The following is a 17124-nucleotide window of genomic DNA, read 5'->3' as shown; positions in this document are numbered from 1 at the left end:
GAGGACGCCATGGTACAGTTTACCCTTCCCAAGAACAGCCGCATCAAGACCGGCAAGACATGGCCGAAGCCCTCGGGCGCGACCAATGTCCGCAAGTTCAAGATCTACCGCTGGTCGCCGGATGATGGCGAGAACCCCCGGGTCGACACCTATTTCCTTGATATGGACAAGTGCGGCCCGATGGTTCTGGACGCACTGATCAAGATCAAGAACGAGATCGACCCGACGCTGACCTTCCGCCGGTCCTGCCGCGAAGGCATCTGCGGATCCTGCGCGATGATGATCGACGGGATCAATACGCTGGCCTGTATCTACGGTCTGGACGAGATTGAGGGCGACGTGACGATCTACCCGCTGCCGCATATGCCGGTGGTAAAGGACCTGATCCCGGACCTGACGCATTTCTATGCGCAGCATGCCTCGATCATGCCCTGGCTGGAGACCAAGACGAACCGGCCCGCGAAGGAGTGGAAGCAGTCCATCGAGGATCGCAAGAAGCTGGATGGTCTTTATGAATGCGTGATGTGCGCCTCCTGTTCGACCTCCTGCCCGTCCTACTGGTGGAATGGCGACCGGTACCTTGGACCTGCCGCGCTGCTGCACGCCTATCGCTGGATCATCGATTCCCGCGATGAGGCGACGGGCGAGCGGCTGGATGAGCTGGAGGATCCGTTCAAGCTCTATCGCTGCCATACGATCATGAACTGCGCCAAGACCTGCCCGAAGGGGCTGAACCCGGCCAAGGCGATTTCGCATATCAAGCAGATGATGGTCGAGCGGACGGTCTGATCCGGCCGGTTGCGCGCGATGACTTAGCGGAGGGGCGGCCATGGGCCGCCCCGTTCGATTCTATTGGGGGAGGGGCGCTGCCCCTCTTGCGCCTTTGGCGCAATTCTCCCCGGAGTATTTCGGGAAAGATGAAGGGCCATGCGGGGGATGCATGGCGAGGTTGCGCCATTAAGGGTGTTTCTGCGGCGCAGCATAGGCATATAAAGCGGCAGGGAGGGGCCGAACGTTTAGAGGCACCCTATGGAAAAGATCGCAAAACCCAGCCAGCAAGAGCTTCGCAAGGCACAGGCCGCACTTGATGCGCTGAATGTGGCTTATGCATATTTCGATGCAGAGCCGCGCGTTGCACAGACAGCAGCTGCTGACTATCAGCCCTACGGTCAGGCCGCCTGAGGCGGGGTTGGCCCGTACCGCACCCAAAATCAAAGACCGTGAACAGGCGCGCTTCGGCGGGCCTGTTGTATTTTGGCGGCACGGCAGGCGCGGTCGGAAAAAAATCGCGCGCGGGAAAAATCCCTCTTGATCGAATCCGGGTTTGGCCCGATATGCGGTCTCACATAGACGCCAACGCACGCGCCTCTGGCGAGAGGGCTAAATCGATAAGCCCTGCGGTTACGTAGCGACGGTAACGTCTCCCTTGGAACTGAGCGGTCTGAGCCGATGGAAATCGGAATGGCCGGGTCTGATTGGAGATGACCAATGAACGCATACGTAGCCGAATTTTCGGCCCGCACTTCTGTACGCCGTGAGTCCCGTGTAGAATCCTACATCCGTGCCAACACGTTTGATCGCCCGACGCTGGTGATCGACGTCGATCGCGTGGAAGAGCAGTACCATGCGCTGAAAGCAGGTCTGGGCCATGCGCGTATTCACTACGCCGTCAAAGCCAACCCGCAGCGCGAGATCATCGAACGTCTGGTCGACCTGGGGTCCGGTTTCGACGCCGCCTCGCGTGCCGAGATCGAGCTCTGCCTGTCGCTGGGTGCCCGCCCCGAGAACATCTCGTTCGGGAATACTGTGAAGAAAGTCCGCGACATCGAGTTCGCCTTCCATGCCGGTGTGACCCTGTTCGCGGCTGATGCGGAAGAAGAGCTTGAGAAGATTGCAGAATTCGCACCCGGTGCAGAGGTCTACATCCGCCTGATCGTCGATGCATCCGAGGCCGACTGGCCGCTGTCGCGCAAATTCGGCTGCTCTCGCGATAAAGCGATTGCGCTGATGGACATGGCAGTTGAGCTGGGCCTGAAGCCGGTCGGTTTCTCGTTCCACGTGGGGTCGCAGACCAAACGCGCCGAGATGTGGACCACCACGCTCGACCAGGTTGCGGCCATGTGGAAAGCGGCACATGACGCGGGTCACGAGCTGACGCTTCTGAACATCGGTGGCGGCTTCCCGGCCTATTACGGTGAAGAGATCCAGCGCCCGACGGCCTATGCCGCCCGCGTGATGGAGCTGATCACCGAGCGTTTCGGCGACGTTGCCCACGTGATGGCAGAGCCGGGCCGTGGTCTGGTGGCTGAATCCGGTGCAATCGCAGCCGAAGTTCTTTTGGTGTCGAAGAAATCCGACAACGACCTGCATCGTTGGGTGTACCTCGACATCGGCAAATTCTCCGGTCTGGCCGAAACCATGGACGAAGCGATCCGGTATCAGTTCCTGACCGACCGTGATCACGACGCCACCGGCCCCTGCATTCTGGCTGGCCCGTCCTGCGACTCGGCTGACGTGCTGTACGAGAAGCGTCCTGTTGACCTGCCGCTCGGCCTGCGCTCGGGCGACCGGTTCATCATCCGCAACTGCGGCGCCTATACCTCGACCTATGCGTCGATCGGGTTCAACGGCTTCCCTCCGCTGGATGTGGTTGTGATCTGATCTCTGCCAGGGTCCCGAGGGACGGGCAGGGGCAAAAAGCGGGGCGCGTCGATATCGGCGCGCCCCGGTTTCGTTTGATCGTCCGGGTTTGGGTGCCGGCCTACCTGTCTGACAATCCGGCGCGCGCGGCACGCAGCAGGCCGTGCGAATAGAGCCGATGGAAGGGCGTGAGCCCGCGATAGCCGAGAGAGACCCGCCCGGATGGCGCGGGAATGAGCGCGGAGCCGAAAGACAGACGGGTGCCCGACGCGCGGGGCGAGATCATGAACCACGATGCCGTCGGCCCGCCGATCTGTCGCATCAGCAATTCCGTTTCGGTCCGACGGCGCACACGCCAGATCGCGAACCGGTCGGCCTGGCCGGTCATGAAGGCTGCGATGTCGGTGTCGCTGGATGTGTGACCGGCAAGCAAGCGCCAGGAGCCGCCGCTCCATCCGGAACAGCGGGCTTGTATAGAACGCCGTGACGTAATCCCGAAGAGAGACCGTGCCGGGCAGTTCGGTGACGAAACAGTCGACGATGGCGCCGCGCTCTCGTGCCAGGTTGTCCAGGAGCGACCCGGGCGGCACCGGCGCGGCGCGGCTCATGCCAGGGCGCGCCGGCTGTGGGTCAGGGACCCGGGTCCTGAGCACCGGCAGAGACAGACCGCCGCACGCGCCATCAGGAGCCTGCCTGATCCAGTTTGTCCTGCGTGCGGGTGTCGAAATCCCCGGCATCGTGACGTTCGCGCAGCTGCGTGGACGGATCGCCGGAGACCGCGTTTACCATCCGCCCCCGTTTCACCGCAGGCCGGGCGAAAATCGTTTCGGCCCATCTTACGACATGGGTGTAGTCCTGCGCGGACAGGAAGGTTTTGCCGGCCTCATACGCGCCTTCGGTGACCATGCGGCCGTACCATGGGGCGGTCGCCATATCTGCGATCGAATATTCCGACCCGCTGAGATATTCGTTTTCCGCCAGATGTTTGTCCAAAACGTCGAGCTGACGTTTGACCTCCATCGCGAAGCGGTTGATCGGATATTCCATCTTGAACGGCGCATAGGCGTAGAAATGCCCAAAGCCGCCGCCCAGATATGGGGCCGAGCCCTGCAGCCAGAACAGCCAGTTCAGCGCCTCGGTCCGGGGGGCATGGTCTTTGGGAAGGAAGGCGCCGAATTTTTCGGCCAGGTAAAGCAGGATATTGCCGGATTCGAACACCCGGACCGGCTCCGGTCCGGATCTGTCGAGCAGGGCGGGAATTTTGGAATTCGGATTGACCGAGACAAAGCCGGAGCCGAACTGATCGCCGTCGCCGATCCTGATCAGCCAGGCGTCGTATTCGGCGCCCTCATATCCGGCGGCAAGCAGCTCCTCCAGCATGATGGTGACCTTTTGACCGTTCGGCGTGGCCAGCGAATACAGCTGCAGCGGGTGCTGGCCGGTCTCAAGCGGCGCATCATGGGTGGCGCCGGCGATGGGGCGGTTGATGCTGGCAAAGCGGCCGCCGCTTTCGGTGTCCCATGTCCAGACTTCTGGCGGCGTGTATGAAGCGTCTGTCATCGCAATCCTCATTTTTCCGGGGTGGTCGGTTTTCAGCCCTACTAGACACAGTTCGCGGCACCGTCACAATCCAACACTGTGCACAGGCCGGAATTCTCGATTGCGCAGCAGCACGGGCCCGGCAAAACTGATGCCATGACTGATCCTCTCTCTCCGCCAGAAGATGCGGCGGCACGCCGTGCCGTTACGCCCGTCCTGTGTTATCCGTCAGGCACTCTGCCTGCGCCGGATATGACCCTTTATCAGCAGGCGCGGCTTGGGGCGGAGAAGGTGGCGGAACATCTGATCGCCCCGCGCGATGCGGCAAGTTTCACGGTTCCGGCCGGGCAATTTTTCCGGATCAGCTGTGTCGAGGGGCCGCAGGTGGGCGATCTGAACCTCTGGGCGGCAGCTGATCACGCCGAACGCTTTTATTCGGGCAAGACGCGGGCCCTTCACGGGACACATCTTGGCACGGGCGACAGGATGTGGAGCTGCTTTCCCTACCTCAGGCCGATGGCGACGGTCGTGGATGACACGCTGGCCTGGTATGGCACGGATACGTTCGGCGGCCGCGTTCACGATGTCATCGGAACCCGGTGCGACCCCTATACCCAGCAGCTGCTGACCGGGAAGGGCTATGACTTCTGCTGCCATTCGAACCTGACCAGAGCATATGCGACGGCGACTGGCTGTTCTGTGACAGAGGCTTCTGCGCAGGTTCACGATGTGCTGAACGTGTTCATGTGCAGGGGGTTCACCCGTGACACAGGGCAGTATTTCATGAAGGCGAGCCCCGTCCGGCCAGGCGACTACCTGGAGCTCTTTGCAGAGATCGACCTGCTGGGGGCGCTGTCGGCCTGTCCGGGGGGCGACTGCTCGTCAGAACATTCCTCGGATACCGCGGCCTGCTACCCTCTTCTGGTAGAGGTCTTCGCCCCGCAGGCCGGGGCATTGGGCACCTGGCGCAGCCCCTCCGGCAATGGTTATTGCGGGGGGCATGGCCTGCCGGGCTGATCCGCTTCGGTCAGGCCGGTCAGGCCAGTCGGGACGGTCAGGCGAAGGCGGCCTCAAGTGCGATCTCCACCATATCGCCAAAGCTCTTTTCCCGGTCCGACGCAGGCAAGGCCTCATGCGTCTTGAGGTGATCTGAAACCGTCAGGACCGCCAGGGCCCGCCGTCCGAACCGGGCGGCCAGGGTGTAAAGCTCCGCCGCCTCCATCTCGACGGCCAGAACGCCGTGCCGTTCCATTGTCTCGTCAAGATCAGGGCGTTCGGCATAAAACACATCGGCCGAATAGATCGCGCCGGTATGCGTGGTCACGCTCCTGGCCTCCGCGGCATGGAACGCCTCGTGCAGCAGGCCAAAATCGGCGCTCGGCGCAAAGTTCACCTCTTTGAAAAAGCCCAGTGACGGGGTCGAGATGGAACAGGCCGTCATGGCAAGGATCACATCGCGGATCCCGACCTTGGTCTGCATCGCGCCGCAGGACCCGATCCGTATCAGGGTCTGGGCGCCATAGTCGCGGATCAGCTCATTGGCATATATGGACAGCGAAGGCATGCCCATGCCGGACCCCTGAATCGTAACGCGATTGCCCTTCCAGGTGCCGGTATAGCCCAGCATGCCGCGCACCTCGTTGACCAGCTCCGCCCCCTCCAGAAAGGTCTCCGCCGCCCATTTCGCGCGATAAGGATCGCCGGGCATCAGGACGGTTTCGGCGATCTGGCCGGGTTTGGCTCCGATATGAATGGTCATGGGCAGGGTCTCCGGCTGCGTGCTTCTCGGGCGCAACTATCGTCAGGTCGCCGCGTCTTGTCCATGACCGGACCCTGTGGCGCGAGTATCCCATAGCCCCGGCGCGCCGGATCACCCGACGAACCGGGCTGGCAAAACGCAGGACTTCAGGTCTGGCGCCCCCCAAAGACGCAAGGCGCGGGCCTCTCTCGCCAAGCCCGCTTTTTCTTGCCTGAAATATCCCGGGGTAGCCGGGCCGCAGGGCCGGCGCAGGGGCAGCGCCCCTGTCCGACCTATTCAGCCGCCACCGACTGCGGATCGGCAAGCCCCACCACATCCATCATGATCGCGTTCAGCTGGAAATCCTTGGGCGTATAGACCTTGGCCACGCCCGAGGCCAGCAGCCGCTTGGCGTCCTCTTCAGGGATAATGCCGCCGACGATCAGCGGGATATGTCCCAGCCCGGCCTCGCGCATCCGCGTTACCGTCTCCTCCACCAGCGGCAGATGCGATCCCGACAGGATTGACAGGCCCACGACATGGGCCTCCTGCTCCTTGGCGCGGCTCACGATCTCTTCCGGGGTCAGCCGGATACCGTCGTAATTGATATCCATGCCGCAGTCGCGCGCGCGGAAGGCGATCTGTTCGGCACCGTTGGAATGGCCGTCGAGCCCGGGCTTGCCGATCACGAATTTCAGCCGCCGTCCCAGCTTGTCCGACACGGCGTTGACCGCATCGCGAATATCGTCCAGCCCCTCGGTCTTGTTCGAGACGGAGGCGGACACGCCGGTCGGTCCCCGATACTCGCCATGCACGGCGCGCATCTGCGCGGCCCATTCGCCAGTGGTAACCCCCGCCTTGGCCGCGGCGATAGAGGCGGGCATGCAGTTCTCGCCCTTGGCGGCGGCCTCCCGCAGGTCCGAAAGCGCCTTTGTCACGGCAGCCTCGTCCCGCTCGGCGCGCCAGGCGTTCAGCCGTTCGATCTGGTCGGCCTCCACCGCCGGATCGACGGTCATGATGCCGCCGTCCTCGCCCATCAGCGGCGAGGGCTCGGCCTCGGTCCATTTGTTCACGCCGACGACGATGGTCTTGTCGGTCTCGATCCGGTTGACGCGCTCGGCATTGGATTCGACCAGACGCGACTTCATGTATTCGATGGAGGACACCGCCCCGCCCATCGACTCGAGATTGGAGAGCTCGGCCCGGGCGCCTTCTTTCAGCGCCTCGACCTTCGCATCCACCGCCGGGTTGCCGTCGAAAAGGTCGCCATACTCCAGCAGGTCCGTCTCATAGGCCATGATCTGCTGCATCCTCAGCGACCATTGCTGGTCCCAGGGGCGGGGCAGGCCAAGCGCCTCGTTCCAGGCGGGCAGCTGCACCGCACGGGCGCGCGCCTTTTTCGAGAGCGTCACGGCCAGCATCTCGATCAGGATGCGGTAGACGTTGTTTTCCGGCTGCTGTTCGGTCAGGCCCAGCGAGTTCACCTGCACGCCATAGCGGAAGCGGCGGAACTTGGGGTTCTCGACGCCATAGCGGGTCTCACAGATCTCGTCCCAGAGATCGACAAAGGCGCGCATCTTGCACATCTCGGTCACGAAGCGGATGCCCGCGTTGACGAAGAAGGAGATGCGGCCGACGACGGTCGGGAAATCTTCGGCCGGGACGCGCGGCTTCAGCTCGTCCAGCACGGCCATGCCGGTGGCCAGCGCATAGGCCAGCTCCTGCTCCGGCGTCGCGCCGGCCTCCTGCAGGTGGTAGGAGCAGACGTTCATCGGGTTCCACTTGGGCACCTCGCGGTAGCAGTATTCGGCCACATCCGCGATCATCTTGAGGCTGGGCGCGGGCGGGCAGATATAGGTGCCGCGGCTGAGGTATTCCTTGATCAGGTCGTTCTGCACCGTGCCCTGCAGCACCTTGGGGTCGGCGCCCTGTTCCTCGGCCACCGCGATATAAAGCGACAGCAGCCAGGGCGCCGTGGCGTTGATCGTCATGGAGGTGTTCATCTCCGCCAGAGGGATCTGGTCGAAGAGCGTGCGCATGTCGCCCAGGTGCGAGATCGGCACACCCACCTTGCCCACTTCGCCACGTGCCAGGACGTGGTCGCTGTCATAGCCCGTCTGCGTCGGCAGGTCGAAGGCCACCGAGAGCCCGGTCTGACCCTTCTTCAGGTTTGTCCGGTACAGCTCGTTGGATGCGCTGGCCGTTGAATGGCCCGAATAGGTGCGGAACAGCCAGGGACGGTCTTTCTGGGTCTCGGTCATGGCGGGCCTCCGGACAGGTTTGATTTGGTCGAGTAATATTCTTTCGTTCGTGTGTAGTTATCGGAAAGAATATGGCGATGTCAATTCGCCGCGATGCGGCGTACCCTGATGCTACGACGACTCAGAGGGAAAAGCGCGAGAAATGAGGAAAACCGGGCTTTGAGGTAGAACTCTGACCCGGGCCGTGGATTTTTCTGCATCCGCTCGGTCATAAAATTACAAAATCATTGCGACTGAGGTTGCAATGTTGCGCGCCCGCCGATATTCCGGAGGCCAGCCCGGCGATTCTGCATCGCGGCACAGACGACTGAGGAGGCTTGAATGGCTCTGGACACAGATTCCGCAATCGCCGCGTATGACGCGCCCAAGAAAGACCTGTACGAGATCGGTGAGATGCCGCCGCTCGGCCATGTGCCGAAGCAGATGTATGCCTGGGCGATCCGGCGCGAACGTCATGGCGAGCCCGACAAGAGCTTTCAGGTCGAGGTCGTCGATACCTGGGCCATCGACAGTCACGAGGTTCTGGTGCTCGTGATGGCCGCGGGCGTGAATTACAACGGCGTCTGGGCGGGCCTCGGCCAGCCGATCAGCCCCTTTGACGTGCACGGGCAGGACTTCCACGTTGCCGGTTCCGATGCGTCGGGCATCATCTGGGCGGTTGGCGACAAGGTGAAGAACTGGAAAGTGGGCGACGAGGTCGTGATCCACTGCAATCAGGACGATGGTGACGACGAAGAATGTAACGGCGGCGATCCGATGTTCTCTCCGACCCAGCGGATCTGGGGCTATGAGACGGGCGACGGCTCTTTCTCACAGTTCTGCCGGGTGCAGGCGCAGCAGCTGATGCCGCGCCCCAAGCATCTGACCTGGGAAGAAAGCGCCTGCTACACGCTCACTCTGGCCACCGCATACCGGATGCTCTTTGGCCATCACCCGCATGAGCTTAAGCCGGGGCAGAACGTTCTGGTCTGGGGCGCGTCCGGCGGCCTCGGCTCCTATGCGATCCAGCTGGCCAATACGGCCGGCGCCAATGCGATCGGCGTGATCTCGGACGAAAGCAAACGCGATTTCGTTCTGGCGCAGGGTGCCAAGGGCGTCATCAACCGCAAGGATTTCAAATGCTGGGGCCAGCTGCCCACCGTGAACTCGCCCGAGTATAACGAGTGGCTGAAAGAGGCGCGCAAGTTTGGCAAGGCGATCTGGGACATCACCGGCAAGGGTGTGAATGTTGACATGGTCTTCGAACATCCGGGCGAGGCGACCTTCCCGGTCTCCACGCTGGTGGTCAAGAAGGGTGGCATCGTGGTGATCTGCGCCGGCACCTCCGGTTTCAACACGACCTTTGACGTGCGCTACATGTGGATGCACCAGAAGCGCCTGCAGGGCTCGCATTTCGCGAACCTGAAACAGGCGGCCTCGGCCAACCGGCTGATGCTGGAGCGCCGGCTCGACCCCTGCATGTCGGAGCTTTTCCCCTGGGATGAAATTCCGCAGGCTCATATGAAAATGCTCAGGAACGAGCATAAGCCCGGCAATATGGCGGTTCTGGTTCAGTCACCGCGCCCGGGGCTGCGGACCGTCGAGGACGTTCTGGACGCAGGCCGGAGCTGAGCCCGACCGGTCCCGCCGCGCCCCTGCTTTTGTCAGGGGGCGGCCGGACCCATGTGGATGGCATAAGCGCCTTCGGAGGCTTCTCTGTCTCAAAAGGTTGGCTCCCCGCCGCCCACCGACACAGTGGCGCCGCGGGGAGCTTCCCCTTGCACGGTCATCGGCGTCCCCGCCTGTACCGCCCCACGAGGCTCCGCGATTCTGGTTAAGGAAAGCTTGCTTCCTCTTGCCGCAAATATCCCGGGGGGAGTCCGCAGGACGGGGGGCAGCGCCCCCCGACCCGCTCGGGGATGGTGCGCCGCATCAAAGCACTGTAGCGTCCGCGCATGACCATGCCTTCCGTCACTTTTTCTCATGATCAGGCTGATGCCTTCGACCGGATCGTCGCGGCCTTGCGCGAGGAGGGCGTCGATCTCGAAGATGAGACGCTGCGGCCGCCCGGGTCCGGCAAGGGACAGGTTCTGGCCGTGACCGGCAAGGCCGGATCCGGCAAGACGCTGCTGCTGTCGGCGATATCTTCGGCGGCCGAAGCGGCGGGGGTCACCCTGATTTCCGGCGATTACGAACCCAAAAAGGCGAAAACCAGCCGCACGCTGGCCATTCTGGCCCCCACCAACAAGGCGGCCTCGGTCCTGCGTCTCCGCGGCGTGCCGGCCACCACGATCCACAGGATTCTCTACACGCCGGTTTATGACCCGGAATATGAGCGCGTCGCAGAGTGGCTGGCAGGAGAGGGCGACCGCCCGCAGATCGAGGGGCTTACGGATGCCGCGCTCGACCGGGCAAAACTGTCCTACGATGTCAACAAATCCGTGCCGGCCGCTCTGGCCGCTGCCGGTCTGCGCGGGTCGGATTTCATCACCGGCTGGAAACGCCGGGACGATCCGCTCGACATGGGCCTGATCGACGAGGCCTCGATGCTCGACGACAAGCAGTTCGACGATCTGCGCGAGATTTTTCCGACACTTCTGCTGTTTGGCGATCCGGCCCAGCTGGCGCCGGTCGGGCAGTCCGGACGGATGGTCTTTGAAAGATTGCCGGAGGCACGGGTCATGCATCTTGACCGGGTGCATCGGCAAGATGCGGACAATCCGATCCTCGATCTGGCCCATGCGCTGGCGGATCCGGATCTGAGCTTCGACGATTTCGAACGCATGGTCGAGGACAAGGCGGCACAGGATGATCGCGTCGTCTGCGCTCAGCGGGTCGAGGTGGACCTGATGGCGCGCTCCCCGGTTCTGGTCTGGCGGAACGCGACCCGGATCAGGCTGATCAATGCCTTCCGCACCGTGCACGGCGCGCCGGAGGATGCGCTGCTGCCGGGTGAGCCGCTGATCTGCGACGGGATCGAACTGCCCCTCAAACACCGCAAGAAACGGCTGGACCTGGAGGCGCGGGGGCTGATCAAAGGGGCGCAGGTGGTCTACCTTGGCCCTGGCTCCAAGCCCGGATTTTCGCGACTTCACGTGATGGGCGCGGAAAGCCCGCAGGTCTCTGCCGCGTCGATCGTGAAGATCGAGAAGCCGGAGGAAGAAGAACCCTTTATCCCCTTCGCCGCAAGAATGGGCGCGACGTTCCTGCACGGGGCTGCGGTGACCATCCACAAGGCGCAGGGGTCGCAATGGTCCGATGTGCAGGTGTTTGCCCCCGACTTGTGGGCCGCGGCCCGGGTCGGACGGGTCGAGGCGGGCCAGCCGCTCTGGAAACGTCTGACATATGTGGCCATCACGCGGGCGGAGACGCGGCTGCACTGGGTGCTGCGAAACAGGCTGGCCCGTCCGACGCAACCGCTGGGCGTGGAGGACCTGCGCGTCCCTGCGGCGCCTCTTGAACTGACAGGACCGGATGAGGGCATGGCATGAAGACGATCCTTATCACCGGTGCCAGCAGCGGTATCGGGCTTGCCACCGCGCGTGTCTTTCTGGGGGCCGGATGGACCGTCGGCTGTTTCGCGCGCCGCGAGGAGGAGATGCGTGCGGCCTTTGCCAAAGAGGCGCGCGCCATCATCCTGCCCGGCGATGTCACATCCGAGACAGAGGTGGATGCCGCGTTTGACCGGTTTATCGAGGAAACCGGGCGGATAGATGTACTGTTCAACAATGCCGGAACATTCGGCCGGGCGGATACGATCGACGGGATTGCACTTGCAGAATGGCGCGCCGTAATCGACCTCAACGTGACGGGCATGTTTCTGGCTGCCCGCGCCGCGTTCGCCCGGATGCGCCGACAGGTGCCGCAAGGCGGACGGATCATCAACAACGGGTCCATCTCGGCCCATGTCCCGCGGGAGATGTCACTGCCTTATACGGCCAGTAAACATGCCGTGACTGGTATGACGCGGAGCCTGTCGCTCGACGGCCGTGCCTTTGATATCGCCTGTGGCCAGATCGACATCGGAAATGCCCGAACCGAGCTTCTGGATGGCATCATCCGGGAAAACCCTGCCGCTGCGCCAGACGTCATGGATGTGGAACATGCGGCGCATTCGGTGCTGCATATGGCCGAGCTCCCGCTTGCGGCCAATATACAGTTCTTGACGGTAATGGCGACCAAGATGCCCTATATCGGGCGTGGCTGACAACGGCGCTCCGTGCCCTGTGGGTTTCGAAGAGAGAAGCCCGGCAATATCGCCGCGTGGTACGGGGCGGAGGCGGGGGCTCTGCCCCCGCACCCCCGGGATATTTTCAGCAAGAAAAATTTAAGAGGAATCAGAGAAAGTCACTCTGCGGTACAGGCGGGGACGCCGATGACCGTGCAAGGAAAAGGCCCTCCGCAGCACCGCAGATGTCGCGGCCGGCGGAGGGCTGACACCTAATTGTGCATGTTGTTTTTCTTGCTGAAAATATCCCCGCCGGAGGCAAAACGCCCCTCCGCCCGGAGGGGGGAGGGGCCAAGTTTCGTGTGCGCCGCAGGCGCGCTATTGGATAAGAGCAGCCTCAGCCGTCGATGCGGATGACCTCGTTTTTCGGATCATAGGGGCTGTCTTCCGTGATCTCCGCATCCCAGAGCTCATTGAACATCCTGACCTTGAGCTTCGTTCCCGGCACGGCGAGGTCCGGCGTGACATAACCCATGCCGATGGATTTGCCGAAGGCCACCGAATAGCCGCCGGAGGTCAGGCGTCCCACTTTGGTGTCACCGTCGTAGAGCGCTTCGCGGCCCCATGGATCGGCGTCTGCCGGTCCGTCGATCAGCAGGGTCACGCATTTGGCGCGGATGCCGGTTTTCTCCAGCGCTTCTTTGCCGTGGAACTCCTTGGTCAGGTCGACGAAGCGAGGCAGGTCGGCCTCGAGCGGTGTGGCGTCACGGCCAAGTTCGGTGCCGAAGGCGCGGTAGCTTTTCTCCTGGCGCAGCCAGTTCTGGGCCCGGGCGCCGACGAGTTTCATCCCGTGTTTCTCGCCTGCCGCCGTGAGCTGATCGAAGAGGTAATTCTGCATCTCGATCGGGTGGTGCAGTTCCCAGCCGAGCTCTCCGGTATAGGCCACGCGGATGGCGCGGACCGGGCACATGCCGAGCTCGATATTGCGCATCGTGAGCCAGGGGAAGCGCTTGTTCGACAGCACGGTGGCCGGATCGCCGTCGCGGACCAGCTCGTTCAGCACGTCGCGGGATTTTGGCCCGGCGATGGCGAAGACGCCCCATTGGGTGGTCACATCGTGGCAGGAGATATAGCCGAATTCCGGCATCTTGTCCTCGATGGCCTTCTGCAGGAAGTCGCTGTCATAGGCGGTCCAGGCGCCGGCGGAGACGAGGTAATATTCATCCTCGGCCAGCCGCACGATGGTGTATTCGGTGCGGGTGGTGCCGGCGGTGGTCAGGGCGTAGGTCAGGTTGATCCGGCCGACCTTGGGCAGTTTGTTGCAGGTGAACCAGTCGAGGAACTGGGTCGCGCCCGGCCCCTTAAGCAGGTGCTTGGTGAAGGCCGTGGCGTCGATCAGGCCGACGCCTTCGCGGATCGCCTTGGCCTCTTCGACCGCATATTGCCACCAGCCACCGCGGCGGAAGCTGCGGGCGGCGTGATCGTCGAAGCCTTCGGGCGCGTAGTAGTTCGGGCGGTCCCAGCCGTTGACCTGGCCGAACTGGGCGCCGCGGGCCTTTTGCCGGTCATAGGCCGGGGAGGTGCGCAGGGCGCGGGCGCGTTCGCGCTCTTCGTCGGGGTGGTGCAGGATGAAGACGTGTTCGTAGGCTTCCTCGTTCTTCTCGATGGCAAACTCGGTCGTCATCCAGGAGCCGTAGCGTTTCGGGTCGAGGGAGGCCATGTCGATTTCGGCTTCGCCTTCGACCATCATCTGGGCGAGGTAGTAGCCGGTGCCGCCAGCGGCGGTGATCCCGAAGGAGAAGCCCTCGGCCAGCCACATGTTGCGCAGGCCGGGTGCGGGGCCGATCAGCGGGTTGCCGTCGGGGGTGTAGCAGATCGGGCCGTTGAAATCGTCCTTGAGACCCACGACCTCGGACGAGGGGATGCGGTGGATCATGGACATGTATTCCTCCTCGATCCGCTCCAGGTCGAGCGGGAAGAGGTCGGCGCGGAAGCTGTCCGGCACGCCGTAGGGGAAGCAGGCAGGCGCGTTGCGCTCATAGGGGCCGAGGATCCAGCCGCCGCGCTCCTCCCGCACGTACCACTTGGCGTCGGCGTCGCGCAGCACCGGGTGTTCGCCGTGGGTCTTGCGGTATTCGACGAGGGCCGGGTCGGGCTCCGTCACGATATACTGGTGTTCGACGGGGATCGCGGGGACCTTGATGCCGAGCAGTTTGGCGGTGCGCTGGGCATGGTTGCCGGTGGCAGTGACGACATGTTCTGCGGTGATGACCATCTGCTCTTCGGAGGGCACGAGGTTGCCGCCGCGTTCGACCATTTTGGTGATGGTGACTTTCCATTCGGAGCCGGTCCATTCATAGCCGTCGACCTGCCATTTGCGTTCGATCAGCACGCCGCGCTGGCGGGCGCCCTTGGCCATGGCCTGGGTCACGTCGGCGGGGTTGATATAGCCATCGGTGGGGTGGAAGATCGCACCCTTCAGATCCTCGGTGCGGACCAGCGGCCAGCGTTCCTTGATCTGGGCGGGGGTGAGCCATTCATAGGGGACGCCTGCCGTTTCCGCCGTAGAGGCGTAGAGCATGTATTCGTCCATCCGGTCCTGGGTCTGCGCCATGCGCAGGTTGCCGACGACGGAGAAGCCGGCGTTGAGGCCCGTTTCGGCCTCCAGCGACTTATAGAGGTCGACCGAATACTTGTGGATATGGGTCGTGGCGTAGCTCATGTTGAAGAGCGGCAGCAGACCGGCAGCATGCCAGGTGGAGCCGGAAGTGAGTTCGTCCCGTTCCAGCAGCATCACGTCGCTCCAGCCGGCCTTGGCGAGGTGGTAGGCGATGGAGGCCCCGACGGCACCGCCGCCGACGACCAGAGCTTTGACATGCGTTTTCATTGAGGTGGAATCCCCTGTTGATGGCTAGACCCGGTTTAGCAGGCCGGACGCGCCGCGCAGGGTCCAGCCGACATTTTCGGTGCTGAAACCGACCTGCGCAGATTATTCCCCATAGGCGATGCCTTCCCGTCGCGGGTCGGCGGCGCCCAGCAGGCCCTTGTCGGTGATCGCAACGCCATGCAACCCGCTGTTCAGATCGGTGATATTGACCTTGAAGCCCCGGCTTTCGAGGCGGGCTTTCAGCGCCTCGGCCTCCGGCGCTGTTTCGATGTCGTAAGTGCCGAAGCGGTTGACCATATGCGGCGCGGCAATGGCGGCCTGGATGTCGTCACCATCCTTCAGGTGGCGCCAGATCGTTTCCGCCACATAGCCGATGATGCGGGAGCCGCCTGGGGAGCCGATGACGAGGCGCGGCTTGCCGGCCTGCATGACAATGGTCGGCGCCATGGAGGAGCGGGGGCGTTTGCCGGGCTCGACGCTGTTGGCGATCGGGGTCCCATCGGTGTGCGAGCGGAAGGAGAAATCGGTCAGCTGGTTGTTGAGCAGGAACCCCCCGGCCATGAGGCGGGAGCCGAAGGCATTTTCGACCGAAGAGGTCAGAGAGAGCGCATTGCCGTAGCTGTCGACGATGGACATGTGCGTGGTGGAGGGCAGGGCGCGGCCGACATGGTCGGCCAGGTTCATCGCATGGTCCCAGCCGGGCTGGCCGGGGGTGACCTCTTTCAACGCGGCGTCGGGGGTGGCGAGGGTGGCGCGGTCCTTGAGGTAGGCCGGATCCAGCAGGCCCTTGACCGGCAGCGGCACGAAATCGCTGTCGGCGATGTAACGCCCCCGGTCGGCAAAGGCGAGCCGGGAGGCGTTTCCGAACAGCGTGGCCGTATCGAGCGCCGGCTCCGCGCTGGTTTGGTCACGCGTGGCATCTGCAGTGGCGGAAAGCCCGAGGATCTGCGCGACAGTGATGCCGCCCGAAGAGGGCGGGCCCATGCCGCAGACATCATAGTCGAGGAATTCCGCGCAGGTCGGGGGCCGTTCTTTGACCAGGTAATTGCGCATGTCCCAGCCGGTGAGGCGCCCGGGCTGGGGGGCGTTCATGACGGCTGTCACGATCTCCTCGGCGATGGGGCCGCTGTAGAATGGGTCTATGCCCTGTTCGGCGAGGGTGCGCAGGGTCTCTGCGTAGGCCGGGTTTTTCAGGATGTCACCCGCGGCGAGCGGGGTGCCGCCGGGCAGGAAATAGGCGGCGGTGTCCGGATGGACGGCGAGACGGTCCTGATCGAAGGCGATCATGGCGGAAAGGCGGGCGGAAACGGGGAAGCCGTCCTCCGCCATGGTAATGGCCGGGGCCAGCAGTGTGTCCCAGGCGGCTGTGCCCCATTTGGCATGCGCTGCGGCCATAAGCGCCGGTGTGCCGGGAACACCGACGGAGAGCCCGCCGACAACGGCCTCGAAAAAGCCCATCGGCTCGCCGGAGGCGTTCTGGAAGAGTGTCGGCGTCGCCGCCATCGGTGCGGTCTCGCGCCCGTCGAGCGTGGTCAGCGCGCCGCTGGTGGCGTCGTAATAGAGCAGGAAGCCGCCGCCGCCGAGGCCGGAGCTCTGCGGTTCCACAAGCCCCAGCACGGCCTGCACCGCCACCATGGCATCTGCTGCGGTGCCGCCTGCCCGCAGGACATCGGCGCCGACCCGTACGGCTTCGGGATGGGCGGCGGAGATCATCCAGCTGGTTGCGGCGACAGAAAGCCCTTCGGCCTTGGCCTCCTGCGAGGCGCGCAGGGCGGGGTCTTCGATGGGGGCGGAAAGATCCGTCGTCATCTCCGGCGGCACGGCATCGGTGGCCTGCTGGGCGCAGAGCGGTGCGGCGGTCAGACAAAGGGCGAGGCAGGTTCTGAGGATCATGGCACTGTCCAGTATGAGC

The 17124-nt window shown here is 63.6% G+C and carries 13 protein-coding genes; 7 read left to right on the top strand and 6 right to left on the bottom strand.

What is annotated here, in order from left to right; genetic code table 11:
- Window positions 1-9: 9 nt before the first annotated feature.
- The 3 genes from ACRARG_RS08425 to ACRARG_RS08415 all read left to right on the top strand — a co-directional run bounded on the left by ACRARG_RS08425 (window position 10) and on the right by ACRARG_RS08415 (window position 2661).
- Window positions 10-789, top strand: a complete 780-nt coding sequence (locus ACRARG_RS08425) for a succinate dehydrogenase iron-sulfur subunit (RefSeq protein WP_432689566.1) — start codon at window positions 10-12, stop codon at window positions 787-789.
- Window positions 790-1029: 240 nt separating this feature from the next.
- Window positions 1030-1182, top strand: a complete 153-nt coding sequence (locus ACRARG_RS08420) for a hypothetical protein (protein ID WP_432689565.1) — start codon at window positions 1030-1032, stop codon at window positions 1180-1182.
- Between the two features lie 306 nt (window positions 1183-1488).
- Window positions 1489-2661, top strand: a complete 1173-nt coding sequence (locus tag ACRARG_RS08415) for a type III PLP-dependent enzyme (RefSeq protein ID WP_432689564.1) — start codon at window positions 1489-1491, stop codon at window positions 2659-2661.
- 100 nt (window positions 2662-2761) lie between these two features.
- On the opposite strand, the gene ACRARG_RS08410 is transcribed toward ACRARG_RS08415, so the two are convergent.
- A complete protein-coding gene (locus tag ACRARG_RS08410; RefSeq protein WP_432689563.1) occupies window positions 2762-3028 on the bottom strand; it encodes a hypothetical protein in 267 nt (88 codons plus the stop codon).
- A 293-nt stretch (window positions 3029-3321) separates the two neighbouring features.
- Window positions 3322-4200 (bottom strand): glutathione-dependent disulfide-bond oxidoreductase, encoded by an 879-nt coding sequence (gene yghU, locus ACRARG_RS08405; RefSeq protein WP_432689562.1) that lies wholly within the window; start codon window positions 4198-4200, stop codon window positions 3322-3324.
- 135 nt (window positions 4201-4335) lie between these two features.
- Between yghU and ACRARG_RS08400 the strand changes: the two genes are divergently transcribed.
- Window positions 4336-5196, top strand: a complete 861-nt coding sequence (locus ACRARG_RS08400) for an urea carboxylase-associated family protein (protein ID WP_432689561.1) — start codon at window positions 4336-4338, stop codon at window positions 5194-5196.
- Between the two features lie 37 nt (window positions 5197-5233).
- Here ACRARG_RS08400 and deoD read toward each other — a convergent pair whose 3' ends face one another.
- Both deoD and ACRARG_RS08390 read right to left on the bottom strand, forming a co-directional pair.
- A complete protein-coding gene (deoD, locus tag ACRARG_RS08395) occupies window positions 5234-5938 on the bottom strand; it encodes a purine-nucleoside phosphorylase (RefSeq protein WP_432689560.1) in 705 nt (234 codons plus the stop codon).
- Window positions 5939-6210: 272 nt separating this feature from the next.
- Window positions 6211-8202 carry an ethylmalonyl-CoA mutase gene (locus ACRARG_RS08390; protein WP_432691336.1) on the bottom strand — a complete coding sequence of 664 codons (1992 nt, stop codon included), beginning with the start codon at window positions 8200-8202 and terminating at the stop codon, window positions 6211-6213.
- A 297-nt stretch (window positions 8203-8499) separates the two neighbouring features.
- Here ACRARG_RS08390 and ccrA point away from each other — a divergent pair, with 297 nt between their 5' ends.
- The 3 genes from ccrA to ACRARG_RS08375 all read left to right on the top strand — a co-directional run bounded on the left by ccrA (window position 8500) and on the right by ACRARG_RS08375 (window position 12364).
- Window positions 8500-9789, top strand: a complete 1290-nt coding sequence (ccrA, locus tag ACRARG_RS08385; protein WP_432689559.1) for a crotonyl-CoA carboxylase/reductase — start codon at window positions 8500-8502, stop codon at window positions 9787-9789.
- A 323-nt stretch (window positions 9790-10112) separates the two neighbouring features.
- A complete protein-coding gene (locus tag ACRARG_RS08380) occupies window positions 10113-11648 on the top strand; it encodes an AAA family ATPase (RefSeq protein WP_432689558.1) in 1536 nt (511 codons plus the stop codon).
- A complete protein-coding gene (locus ACRARG_RS08375; RefSeq protein ID WP_432689557.1) occupies window positions 11645-12364 on the top strand; it encodes an SDR family oxidoreductase in 720 nt (239 codons plus the stop codon). The genes ACRARG_RS08380 and ACRARG_RS08375 overlap by 4 nt, the downstream gene beginning before the upstream one ends.
- A gap of 358 nt (window positions 12365-12722) precedes the next feature.
- Here ACRARG_RS08375 and ACRARG_RS08370 read toward each other — a convergent pair whose 3' ends face one another.
- Together ACRARG_RS08370 and ggt are read right to left on the bottom strand one after the other, a co-directional pair.
- Entirely contained in the window at window positions 12723-15212 is a 2490-nt protein-coding gene (locus ACRARG_RS08370; protein ID WP_432689556.1) for a GcvT family protein, read from the bottom strand.
- Between the two features lie 102 nt (window positions 15213-15314).
- Window positions 15315-17105, bottom strand: coding sequence for a gamma-glutamyltransferase (gene ggt, locus ACRARG_RS08365; RefSeq protein ID WP_432689555.1), 1791 nt, complete (start codon window positions 17103-17105; stop codon window positions 15315-15317).
- Between the last annotated feature and the right edge of the window lie 19 nt (window positions 17106-17124).

It is taken from the genome of Pseudooceanicola profundi (assembly GCF_050897955.1).
Taxonomy (GTDB): Bacteria; Pseudomonadota; Alphaproteobacteria; order Rhodobacterales; family Rhodobacteraceae; genus Pseudooceanicola.
Note: the sequence above shows the minus strand (reverse complement) of the source record. Positions and strands in the feature narration are given on the sequence as shown.